Origin of the sequence: Commensalibacter sp. M0268 (assembly GCF_016101925.1) — a bacterium.
Lineage (GTDB): Bacteria > Pseudomonadota > Alphaproteobacteria > Acetobacterales > Acetobacteraceae > Commensalibacter > Commensalibacter melissae.
Genome location: NZ_JACFPQ010000001.1, coordinates 586,456 through 599,311, shown reverse-complemented (window position 1 = coordinate 599,311; position 12,856 = coordinate 586,456). Strand labels below are relative to the sequence as shown.

The following is a 12,856-nucleotide window of genomic DNA, read 5'->3' as shown; positions in this document are numbered from 1 at the left end:
ATTTTTTATTATTGATATTAGGGAAATATTTTAATTAATTTATTATATATAATTAGGAACAATTTAATTGTTTTTAAAATTTATTATCAGGGAATTTTTATACTTCCATGATAATAAATTTATATTCTGGTAGAATCATTCTTTATTTATATTTGAAATCAGTTTTTGAATGACTTGAATAACAAAAGTAGAAGTTATTGATTTCGTACATTCATAATGTCTTGGCGTATCACGATGTCGCGGACACCACGTATAATTATCATGTTCGAATTCATATTTCATATCATTCCAGCAGGAATTACAGACATGCCAATTTATAATCCGATATGGCGTATAGAATTCGTTCATGGGATGGGTAAATCCGGAAATCATGACAACAGGAATATTCATTGTCCACGCCATCCAGGACAATCCTGAACTCAATCCAACAAAAAATTCGGCATGTTTCAACCATCTTGCGCGTTCTGATAAAGGCCGGTTTCCTGTTTCATTTTCCGCATTGTAAGGTATGGAATTAAATATTATACCATGTCCCGAGATGGTATTCTGATCAATGCAGATCACCCTGTAGTTTTGACTTTTCAAATAATCAACAACAAGTTCCCAACCTTTGGGATTGTTCCAATATTTACATTGAGAGCTTGCTTGAACGGCAATACATACATATTTTTCTTTGATAGGCCTGGATTCATCAGGTAATCTAAGGGTTAGTTTCTCATCTTTTTCTGTCGACAACCCCAAAATGTAAGCTGCAGTTTTATGCAACCCCACCAACCTGAAATCACATGGCTGATATAAATTTTGCTCGTCCTTGAAAAACAGACCAAAATAATAACAGGCATAACTATCAGAAAATATGTTATTTTCCTCGGCCTTTTTCATTGTTGTAAAATTGATTTCTGGATATGATCTTTTTAAAAGATCAATAAATTTTTCATCAATTATACAGTGCAGCTTACACGAATGTTTTTTCTTGAATTCAATGGCGTAGGGTAACCAGGCAAAAGTATCACCGATTGTTCCAACCGGACATTGAATGACAACCTTTTTATCTTTTAGATCAAGTTGATGATTGAACAATTGTCTGGTTACGTTATTTTCTATTTCCTCCACAGTAATTTTAAAATTGACATAAAAACGTTTGGAGGAACTGACCGTTCCCCCAGCGACTTGACCTTGGAACAGGATATTGCCGGTATCAAGATCTTGCAATGTAACTTTCCATAATCCCTTTTCTCTTTTGGGAAGCATCACTCTGGCACCCAAATTGAAATCGTATCGGATTTCTTTGGGTGCCGACTGAGTAGGTACTGGTGTCACATTTACATAGGATTTTTTATCCTTTGATGATGCAGACGTCATGTAAATCCGATTTTACTGTTGTACCGCTTTTCTGTGTTCTTCATTTTCCTCAAGAACATAGGGACCTGCAGAAACGATTTCCAGAACGAGAACACATTTATCGTCTTTGCAATAATCCTCCAAAGGTAGAAAGGCATTGCCATTTGTCCATCTGACTGAATCACTGTCCAGTGTATGCCATCCATCAAGATTTTCTTCACTGAGATGAACATCAATATCAAAACTCTTATTTTTATTGAAAAGCTTGATGCTCTTGATCAAAAGACCGAGATAGCGTCTATCATCAACAAATGGACCAACAACATCACTTGGTCGGCTTGCACGGGAAACAATCCGGACATTCTTGGTATTTTTTGGAATAATGAAGGTTACTTTTCCATTATCAATTCGCTTTTCGATAACATTGCCATTATCGGCTATAAGGCAAATATCATGATCATTTGTAATTAGGGGGTTTCTGCCTTTTCTATCAATATGTTTGGCCAAAGCCTGATCCAAGAGGGAATTATATACTTTTTCCACACTATCACGATCAACGTTTAATGGAGCCGCGGCATCATTTACCCAATTTTTAGGCAACCGGATAACATTATTTTCAACATCCTTGATGGTGTCCCTGGTATTCAAATAACTTTCAGTAAGCATCCCATTCGCCGTGATGACAGAATGTTCTCCTGTTTCAATATGATAGTATCTGTACATTTTTTGTGAATGATCGTAATAAATGGAATGATTATTGACCAACATACGCACGGGTATAAATTTACCATCAATAAACAGGCAATGTTCAGGTGTTACATAAGTATCTTGATACGGAATATTCTCGGAAATGGCATCTTTCAGAATACAGACAGGATATCCACCCTCATCATCGGGCAAATGCGTGTTAACAAAATGTGTATCACTGACTATGGAGGTTATGGGCTGTAATTGCAACCCGTTTTCTGTGTGAATATAAACCCTGTCATTCACCACAAGATTTTCAACCGCGATATCACCCCTATCAGTTTTGATTAAAGTTCCGGCTAAAAAGCATGGATATGTTTCATCACCTTTAACGGGTAATGTTATATCTGTTCCATTTGCATTTGCTGAATTATCAATATGAGGATTAACAAACCCTGCGCCATTTGCTATAGTATATTGACCTGCACCATCTGTTGTACGAAAAGAGCTTGATCCCCCCTTCAAATTGGGATTTCTTAATATACCTCCGTTTCTATAATTTTCATCTTTAACATCCTTACTTGTGGTAGGATTATAAAAAGTGTCATCATCAGATATTCCACCATTTTCAATTTTGGATACTTCTGATATATATTTATTGTGTTGTGAAATTCCCCCACTGGATATATTAAGATAACCATTAAAAACCGTGGAGTTTGTCAGTTTACCACCCGACTGAATATTTATAGTTGGATTAGCATCACCACTAAAGCCACTCATATTAGCTATTTGATTGAGACCATCCACGACTGCCCCACTATGAATAGTCAATATGCCATGAATCATATCTACAGGACCATAAATCTTTTCGGAGTTGGGCTGTCCTTCCCGTTGAAAATAGGTTTTACCTTCTTCATCCACATCCGCGATCCAGTTGCCACCTGTTAACAGAGGATAGTCATTTTCTATCGGATAATTTGTAAAATCAGGCGGGACATAGTCTTCAGGTTCATTATATACAGCCCCACTTGCTATATGTAATTTAACATTTTGAGCGCCTGAATTAATGGAGGTAATATCAGGCATATGATGATCGGTCATAACGGCACCTGACGCGTAGTAAATGTCTGACCTGTTTGCCGCAGTTCTGAAAGAGCTTGATCCCCCCTTAAAATTGCTATTAATTAATGTACCGCCACTTTCTGCTGTATCACCTGGATTGTAGAATGTATCATTATTTGAAATTCCGCCATTATCTATCGTCACTTTTTCTGATACCATAGAGTTATCGGATGAGATACCGCCATTATAAATATGAATATCACCATTTATAAGATTGGAATCTTTAATCACACCACCTGACTTAACATTAATTAATGGATTAGCATGATCACCATTGAATCCACTCATATTCGCTATTTCATTTAACCCACTTACGACAGCACCACTTTCAATATCCAATATGCCATGAATCATGTTTACTGGCCCCTTGACACTGATACCACTGCTTACATAGACAGTATTCCCGGCATCATCTAGTTTTGCGGTCCAACGGCCACCGGATAATATTGGATAATCATTCTTAATAACAAGATGCCTAAAATCCGTATCACTTGAAATAATATTATTACCAGCCATAACAGTTTTATCCCTATAAAATAAAAAATTAAATAATCTAAATCAATCTTTCCAATTGTTTAATATTTCACTTAAGCAATATGAAACCAATTTTCAATATATAATTATAATTTTACCACAATTATAATTATGATGTAATTAATGAAATTATTAACATAATAATTATTTTTAAGATACTGATTTTATTCAGAATTAAAATTCAACTTAAATTTATATAGGTAAATCGGACAAATTCAGTATAAATTTAACAAATTCATGACGTTTTGAAAACGTAAATAATCCTAAACAAAAATAATATGTGAATAATACATATATATTATTGATAAATATGTAAAAAATTTAATAATCGATCATATCAAAAAATTAGTTAGCATTTTTTAGCCTAGAATATATTAAAATATCATTAAAAAATTTTATTCTTTTTTGAATTGTAACATTTCATGGGACTAATTAATTTCTTTATTTACAAATCCCAGTACAGTAATATGCTGACCGATTTAATTTGAATAGTAATATAATTTAATTTTTAAATATAGGGCCATATTCATGACAATATTAGTTACAGGTGGTTGCGGTTATATTGGAAGCCATACTTGTATTCAACTAATAAAACAAGGTATTGATCCAGTTATCATTGACAATCTTTATAACGGCAAGGAAATCGTTCTTGATCGCATTAAAAAGATTACTGGAAAACGACCAAGATTTTATCAAGGGGATATTAGAAACAAAGATCTTTTAGACACCATATTCAAAGAAAACAATATAGATGGAGTTATTCATTTTGCAGGACTGAAAGCCGTTGGTGAATCGGTACGCAAACCATTGGAATATTATGATGTCAATGTTTATGGTACTATCAATTTGCTTGATGCCATGAAAAAGGCCAACATCAAAAAATTTATTTTCAGTTCATCCGCAACTGTTTACGGAACCCAGCCGATTATTCCATATATCGAAACCATGGAAACCGGAGAGCCAACCCAACCATACGGTCGCAGCAAGCTCTTCATTGAGAAAATTCTTCAGGATCTATCAATCGCGGACCAGGACTGGTCAATTACAATATTAAGATATTTTAATCCCGTAGGAGCGCATCCATCAGGATTGATTGGCGAGGATCCTCAGGGTATTCCCAATAATCTCATGCCTTATATCACTCAGGTAGCTATTGGAAAATTGGCCTCCCTTGCAGTATTCGGCAATGATTATGAAACCAGAGATGGAACGTGTATCAGGGATTTTATTCATGTTATGGATTTGGCTGAGGGACACTTGGCCGCACTCAACTATAATGATACCCAATCAGGAGTGAATATTTTCAATTTGGGTTCCGGTCAGGGAAATAGTGTACTGGAGGTTATAGCCACTTTTGAAAATGTGTTCAGAAAAAAATTGCCATATCATTTTGCCCCACGCCGTGATGGAGATCTACCGGCATATTGGGCTAATGCTGATCGCGCCAAAAAATTATTGAATTGGGAAACGAAATTGAATCTGCATGATATGGTACAGGATTCTTGGAACTGGCAAAGTAAAAATCCCAACGGTTTTGAAGAGTAGCTTTTAAATTAGCGATATATTGATAAAATTATCACAATCTGTAAAACAATGATTGTGATAATTCATTCAACCTTTTAAATGACAGATCAATTGTGCAGAAGCCAATGAATGATGATGCACGTTAAAACCGACAAAAGCTGGGGTTGAGGAAGGTGTCACATCTATTCTTGCTATATTCAATGCATGAATCGTAATTATATAATGATGCGGTTTTCCAGGTGGTGGTGCTCCACCCCCGTATTCCTTTTGACCAAAATCATTTCGAATCTCGATTGCACCTTCAGGCAGCAATTTATTGGAGGAAGCCCCTTCAACCAGATGTGTTATGTTGGGTGATATATTGACAACAACCCAATGCCACCATCCAGACCCGGTTGGAGCATCAGGATCGTACATGGTTATAACAAAGCTTTTTGTATTATCTGGAGCATCCTCCCAAAATAAAGAGGGGGAAAGATTACCTCCATTCTGTCCCATGCCATGATAACGTTGGGCATTGGGCATTTCATCACCCTCTTTATAGGAATGGCTCCAAATTCGGAAAACCATATCAATCTCCTTAAAAATGTCATTATATGACAGTTATATTTTATTTTTCTAAAACTGTATATGGTTTTAATTTTGCAGAGATTACAAATAATTTGATATTACATGCAAATTCTTTACATTTTTTATTTCATAAATCCAGGAAAAATGAAATTGAATATCAAAAATTGTCAATATTTGCTGCCACTCTTTCTTCAAAATTTTTTCTTGCTCTGGGCAAGTCTTTATTTATTAAGGAAAACACATTTTTCTCTAGAAAATAACGCGATAATTTCAAACCATTCATCCAATCTTTCTGATTGCCATTTTCTTCCTCATTCAGAAAAAAAGATGGAAAAGGGAATAATTTTGGTTTCCACTTTCCTGCCATAACTTCCGTAACCACTTTTCCCGTACGTGGAGACACAAAAAAAGATTGACACTTGTCAGATTCATAACAGATTGATATATCCAACGCATACCCCAGTGCCGCAATAAAATTTAATTCCCATCGTAATAGCCGAGGAACAATTTCTTTATTTGAATCTGTAGGGTTTTCCGCGACAAAATCAAGATATTGAAAAGATGATTTTGCAATATATTCCACCGGTTGACGCTCGAGTAATCCACTTTCGGCTACAGCACATAAGGACAGCATGGCTGAAAATGCCAATGGACAAGGCGATAGAATTGCAAAATTCGAACGTATCAATTCGCCTTTGAAATATCCCAACTGATCTGATAGTTTCGCTGACCAATCGACATTGACAAAATTTCCCGTCTGCCAAATGGAAATTTGACGACGGGAAATCATACCCTTGACAAGCCCCCTGAATAATCCCTGCTCTAGCGAAAGAACAGACACTATTCCATCAGTTTCTCCATAAGGGCGTGTATTCAAAACAATAACCGGGGAAGACCATTCCTGCATTCTATCTCCCCCACCCTGTTAATTGTAATCAACCCTTGGCAGCTTGGGCAACTTCAGCAGCAAAATCGCTTTCTTCTTTTTCAATGCCTTCACCCAGATGGAAACGTTCAAAGGCAACAAGTTTTGCTCCATTTTTGTCAACAACAGCCTTGACTTTGCTTTCACCATCATGAATCCAGGTTTGTTCCAAAAGAACAACTTCTTCATAGAATTTACGTAAGCGACCCTCAACCATTTTTTCAATGATATTGTCCGGTTTACCTGATGCACGCGCCTGTTCAATAAAAATGCTTTTTTCACGTTCAACAGCGACAGGATCAATTTCTTCAACACTTAATGCAATTGGACGTACAGCGGCTACCTGCATACCAATTTTACGACCGAGGTCCTCAATTTCATCAGATGCTTCAGGTGCCTCCAAAGCAACCAGTACACCAATTTTTCCTAAACCTGGACGCAAGGCGGAATGAACATAGCTTGCAACAACACCAGAAGAAACTTCAAAAACACGCACACGTCGAATGGTCATGTTTTCACCAATTGTGGCAATCAAGTTGGTTAGATTTTCTGCAACAGTTTTTCCATTTTCCATTGTGGCATTTTTCAAGGCCTCGACATCTTCACCCACTGTCAATGCAACTTTGGCGACATCCTCAACAAATTGTTGAAACTGTTCATTTCTGGCGACAAAATCGGTTTCAGCATTAATTTCGACCATGGCGGCCTTGTTACCCGCTGTCGCAATTCCTACCAATCCCTCAGCAGCCACACGTCCGGATTTTTTTGCAGCAGTGGCCAATCCCTTTTTACGTAACCAATCAATAGCTTCCTCGATATTGCCAGCTGTCTGATTAAGCGCCTTTTTGCAATCCATCATGCCGGCACCGGTTTTTTCACGTAATTCTTTTACTAATGCAGCTGTAATCTCTGCCATCATTTTTCCCTTTTCTTAACACACGAACGTCTCGATCAATATCGAGACGTTATGCTTGTATCATTTAATATAAATTGATTTTTTGACGAATTTCATATTAAATCGTCAACAATCAGAAAACTTATTGGCAATTAAGCTGGAACGTCTGGTGTCTCTTGTACAGAAACAGATTCCATAATAATTTCAGGAGGCAATTCCTCTGCCGCACCAATATCTTCACCTGCGGCACCTAATTCCTTGGAAATACCATCCAACACAGCACCGGCAACCAAATCACAATATAAATTGATTGAACGTAATGCATCATCATTTCCTGGAATTGGATAGGTAATTCCATCAGGATCTGAATTGCTATCCAGGACAGCTACAACAGGAATACCCAATTTGTTAGCTTCCTGTACAGCCAATTTTTCCTTATTCGTATCAATGATAAAGAGTATGTCCGGCAAACCACCCATTTCCTTGATACCGCCAAGTGAACGTTCCAATTTATCACGTTCACGGGTCAACTGAAGAATCTCTTTCTTGGTCAACCCAATTGTATCGCCATCAAGCGTTTCTTCGATCTGGCGTAAACGCTTGATAGAATTGGTAATGGTCTTCCAGTTTGTCAGCATACCCCCTAGCCAACGGTGATTGACATAGTACTGCCCACAACGTTTGGCCGTTTCCGCAACAATCTCAGAAGCTGTACGTTTTGTGCCAACAAACAATACTCTTCCACCATTGGCAACTGTATCACGAACGGCATGTAATGCGCGATCCAGCATAGGAACCGTTTGTTGAAGATCAATAATATGAACCTGGTTACGGACACCAAATAAGAAAGGTGCCATTTTGGGGTTCCAGCGACGTGTATGATGTCCGAAATGAACACCCGCTTCCAATAACTGACGCAAAGTAAAATCTGGCATTGCCATAAATATTATCCTTATAACTGGTTAAACCTCCGTAAAGTACCGATTACCTTTTTCAAGCACCAGCGGTCGAACCTTTACGTGTGAATTGTCGAACAATTTCGATCATATCGTATATGATAGATTTTTGATAAAAATTCAAGTGAATCTTTAATAAAGAAACATATGCAAAAATATTGATCTTTATGAAAACATTTTTTAAATTTCTTTATTCTTGATTATCAAAAAAAATAATGAATAGTTAGTGTAAAATAAATGACTTCATTATCGTTTAGTCTTATGCGTAAAATCATCCAATATAAATAATCATTATCTATTATTTTGAAACTCCTTGATTATTTCTAATAATTTCAATCCATAATGTTCCAATTTCATATTCCCTACACCTTTTATATCCTTAAAATCTTTCAAGGTTTGGGGATTACAAAGAGCTATTTCCCTTAACACCGAATCATGAAAAATGATATATGGAGGAACCTGTTGTTTACGCGCCTCATCTGATCGCCATTTTTTTAATTCATCAAATAATTTATGCCGGTTTTGTGTTATTAGCAATGTATCGTCTCTATTTTGACATTTATATATTTCAGATTTTTCAATATCTTCACGCAGAAATAAACTCTTTTTCCCCCTTAGCAACGGACGGGCTTTTTCTTGGTTTAGAAACAAATTTGAAAATTCCTCTCCCTGACGCAAAACATCGCGGGCCATCAATTGGTGAATAACAGAACGCCAAAAATTGTGTGACTTATCTTTCCCAATACCAAATAAAGAAAGTCGATCATGCTGGAAATTTTCAACTTGAATATTATATTTGCCTCGCAATACATTAATAATATGCATTGCTCCAAAACGTTGTCCAGTGCGGTATACTGCAGAAATCACTTTCTGAGCCGCTATAGTTCCATTTAACAGTCTTACAGGATTTTTACAATTATCACAGTGATTACAAGACTTATCCAGGTTTTCTCCAAAACAATGCAACAAAAGTTTTGTTCGGCATTCAGCCGTTTCAGATAATGCCACCATCATATCAAGTCTTGAACACGCGATTTTCTTCTGTTCATCTGTAATCGTAGAATGTTCAAGAAAATATCGCGCCTTAGCAACATCAGCACCATTATAGAATAAAACGGTTTCGGCAAGATCACCATCCCGTCCAGCTCGACCTATTTGTTGATAATAATCTTCTGGTCCCCTGGGCATATCCAAATGTACAACCAATCTGACATCCGGACGATCGACTCCCATTCCAAAAGCAACCGTCGCAACGATAATTAAAGGCTCTCCTGATCGAAACCTTAATAGGATACCTCTTTTTTCAAGTGCGGATAAACCGGCATGATAAGCCACAGCGGTAAAACCATAACGAACAAGATTATGAGCTATCCGTTCAGATTTATTACGACTTCCACAATACACGATACAAGCCGCATCCCGATATTTTTTTAATAATTCCCTTAGCTGTTTGGATTCGGTATTTTTTTGTATTACACGTATAAATAAATTAGACCGATGAAAACTGGATCGCAGAATTTTGGCTTCAGGCATATCCAAAGCCTGAATGATATCTTTTTGCGTGACTGGATCAGCTGTTGCTGTAAGGGCAATTCTTGGAACAGAGGGAAATATCCAAGGTAAATCACATAAAAGGCGATATTCCGGACGAAAATCATGCCCCCATACGGATATACAATGGGCTTCATCAATTGCAATCATGGAAATTTGAATTTTTTCCAAAAATTTCAATGTATCGTTTTGGAGTAAGCGTTCTGGGGAAACATATAAGAGTTTGAGTTTTTTTGAAGCAATATCATGACGGATATTGTATGCTTCCTCATTTTCCAATTCTGAGTGTAATGCACCTGCACTCACACCTAATTGCCTTAAAGCTGCTACCTGATCATCCATCAATGCAATTAATGGTGAAATAACCAAGCCCATTCCAGGACGACACAAAGCCGGGATTTGATAACAGATACTTTTACCTCCCCCGGTGGGCATCAATAACAAAACATCCTGATTTTGCATTACAAGATCAATCGCCTGTTTTTGCAAACCACGAAAACATTGATACCCAAAAACTGTTTCTAGTATTTTTTGGGGGTCTCTCTCATCATGCAATCTAACTTTATCAAACAAGTTAAAAAAGATTATCCAGATAGAATTTATTGAACTATAATTTCCACACGTCTTGCCGCCACTTGACTTTTACGATTTTCTGGCGGACGGGGAATATCATGAACACGATTTGACAGAATTCCATCATCCACAACCTTTTGCGCAACAATTTTGGCACGCTGAATTGCCATCATTTCATCTTTGGATAAATCGCCATAAATTGCTGCATAACCTTTGACATAAACCTGTTTTTCAGGAAATTTTTTCGCATAAGTAGCAGCTTGAGAAATGGTTTTGTTAGCCGAATCATCCAGATCCGTGGAAGCAAATGGAAAAAATACAACATAGGTTCTATCATTCTTTTGCGTTAAAGAACCGGATTGGGAACATGCCCCCAACAAAATGGATGCTAGTAAAACAGGAACAAATCGACGCATTTAATTACTTTCTTTCAAGGCAACATTTTCAAATCAATATATAATATCAACAAGTAATAAAATATATAATTTTCTTTTATTCCGCAACTAGTTGTCCATTAGATAACCGCCATACCTCATCTATGTTTTCAACACCCGTTAAACGGTGCATTATCAAAATCACCGTTCGGTTGCCTGTTATCTGATTTAGGGTTTGAAAAAACGCTTTTTCAGTATCACCGTCTAATCCTGATGTTGGTTCATCCAAAAGTAAAATCGGGGCTTTTAGTAACAATGTACGTGCCAATGCAATCCTTCTTCCCTGTCCTCCGGAAACCTTTACACCACCCTCTCCAAGCCAGGTATCCAGTGCATCCGGCATTTCACGAACAACATTTGCCACTGCAGCATCAGAAAGGGCTTGCCACAAATCTTCCTCTGTCGCATCAGGGTTCCCAAGCAAAAGATTCTGACGAATTGTATCATCAAATAAATGGGTGTTTTGAGAAAGCCATGCTATTCGTTTGCGGACTGATTCATTATCAAACCAGTCAAGATTTTGATCAGCCAATGTTATTGAGCCCTTTATTGGCTGAATGACCTTTAATAACAAGGCCGCCAGAGTGGATTTTCCCACACCGGATGATCCTATAATGGCAATTTTTTTTCCTTGTGCAATCGTCAGGTTCAAATTCTGATAAAGCCATGGTTGTGACTCTCCCCAACGAAACGATACATCCCGAAACTTGATATCCCCGGTTTCAGGTGGAACTTTACTAGATTTAGAATTGTCTTCAACTTTTTTATTGTCATTAATATTCACAACTCTTATGGCGGCATTGACGATTTGACCTGCCAAACCTCCTGCCTTGCTCAAAGGAACGACCAATTCAAATGCTGTAATAGTCAGAAAAAGACAGAAAACCGTGTGAAAAGCGTTCAATCCATGAAAACCAATGTTTAATCCGCTCATCAATACAAATAAAACAGCAACTTGACCAAAAAAATATGCGATGACTCCTATTAACGCTACTTCCCTTGCCTGAATATATTGTTGATCAAAAAGTTCATTCTCGTTTTTTTTCATTAATATGGAAACTCGATGTTCTGCTCCAAAGGCTCTTATTTCCCTTAAACCATGAATAAAATCCAGAACTGTTATTCTCAGCTGTGCCGTACCCTGAACAAGTTTTTTCCCTCTTTTCCGGGTTATGAAGCCCGCACCAAATGGGCATAAAAATGCAGAAATTCCATAACAAATCACGATTGATACAGCCAATGCCAAATTATAATGGGCTATGACTGTAAAAAGCACAAAAGATGTCAATATGGAACCGAAAAACGGTAAAATAAGACGCAAATATAATCCGTCCAATGTTTCAATATCAGAAACCAATCGGGATAATATATCCCCACTATGACGGAAACCCAATCCTGCCGCACTTCCCATAGCAAGTGTATGGAAAAACCATATCCTTAAGTCTGCTAAAGCATGAAACATGGCATTATGGGTAAACAATCTTTCCACATATCGCATAATCATGCGGGAAACCCCGACGATTTTTAAAAACAGCGAGCTGGTTATGATTGCACCCATAGCTGTCAAGGCAACCTTGCCCCCGGCAAAGCTCATTAAAGCCAATCCCAATAATACGGCTATCAAGGAGATAAAAATTCCAAAAAGTAAAGCGGGCAACCGTTTATACCATATCGAAAATATTGTTTTAAACGCTGCCGTCACGGAGGATTTTTCAGATCTGGTAATATCTTGAATATTTTGCAT

The 12,856-nt window shown here is 37.2% G+C and carries 10 protein-coding genes; 1 reads left to right on the top strand and 9 read right to left on the bottom strand.

What is annotated here, in order from left to right; genetic code table 11:
* Positions 1-135: 135 nt before the first annotated feature.
* Both H3R28_RS02695 and H3R28_RS02690 read right to left on the bottom strand, forming a co-directional pair.
* Positions 136-1,362 carry an autotransporter strand-loop-strand O-heptosyltransferase gene (locus tag H3R28_RS02695; protein WP_122123670.1) on the bottom strand — a complete coding sequence of 409 codons (1,227 nt, stop codon included), beginning with the start codon at positions 1,360-1,362 and terminating at the stop codon, positions 136-138.
* A 12-nt stretch (positions 1,363-1,374) separates the two neighbouring features.
* On the bottom strand, positions 1,375-3,666 hold the full coding sequence (locus H3R28_RS02690; RefSeq protein ID WP_198208929.1) for a Hint domain-containing protein: 2,292 nt from the start codon (positions 3,664-3,666) through the stop codon (positions 1,375-1,377).
* 546 nt (positions 3,667-4,212) lie between these two features.
* Between H3R28_RS02690 and galE the strand changes: the two genes are divergently transcribed.
* Entirely contained in the window at positions 4,213-5,229 is a 1,017-nt protein-coding gene (galE, locus tag H3R28_RS02685) for a UDP-glucose 4-epimerase GalE (RefSeq protein ID WP_198208930.1), read from the top strand.
* A 66-nt stretch (positions 5,230-5,295) separates the two neighbouring features.
* On the opposite strand, the gene H3R28_RS02680 is transcribed toward galE, so the two are convergent.
* The 7 genes from H3R28_RS02680 to cydC all read right to left on the bottom strand — a co-directional run bounded on the left by H3R28_RS02680 (position 5,296) and on the right by cydC (position 12,856).
* On the bottom strand, positions 5,296-5,778 hold the full coding sequence (locus H3R28_RS02680) for a YbhB/YbcL family Raf kinase inhibitor-like protein (protein WP_198208931.1): 483 nt from the start codon (positions 5,776-5,778) through the stop codon (positions 5,296-5,298).
* Between the two features lie 157 nt (positions 5,779-5,935).
* Positions 5,936-6,685 carry a DNA repair protein RecO gene (gene recO, locus H3R28_RS02675; RefSeq protein WP_198208932.1) on the bottom strand — a complete coding sequence of 250 codons (750 nt, stop codon included), beginning with the start codon at positions 6,683-6,685 and terminating at the stop codon, positions 5,936-5,938.
* A 28-nt stretch (positions 6,686-6,713) separates the two neighbouring features.
* Entirely contained in the window at positions 6,714-7,619 is a 906-nt protein-coding gene (gene tsf / locus H3R28_RS02670; protein WP_198209504.1) for a translation elongation factor Ts, read from the bottom strand.
* A gap of 131 nt (positions 7,620-7,750) precedes the next feature.
* Positions 7,751-8,539, bottom strand: a complete 789-nt coding sequence (gene rpsB, locus H3R28_RS02665) for a 30S ribosomal protein S2 (protein WP_110438106.1) — start codon at positions 8,537-8,539, stop codon at positions 7,751-7,753.
* A 306-nt stretch (positions 8,540-8,845) separates the two neighbouring features.
* Positions 8,846-10,678 carry a DNA helicase RecQ gene (gene recQ / locus H3R28_RS02660; RefSeq protein ID WP_198197290.1) on the bottom strand — a complete coding sequence of 611 codons (1,833 nt, stop codon included), beginning with the start codon at positions 10,676-10,678 and terminating at the stop codon, positions 8,846-8,848.
* Between the two features lie 26 nt (positions 10,679-10,704).
* Positions 10,705-11,094, bottom strand: a complete 390-nt coding sequence (locus H3R28_RS02655; RefSeq protein ID WP_198208933.1) for an OmpA family protein — start codon at positions 11,092-11,094, stop codon at positions 10,705-10,707.
* Positions 11,095-11,170: 76 nt separating this feature from the next.
* A complete protein-coding gene (gene cydC / locus H3R28_RS02650; protein WP_198208934.1) occupies positions 11,171-12,856 on the bottom strand; it encodes a thiol reductant ABC exporter subunit CydC in 1,686 nt (561 codons plus the stop codon).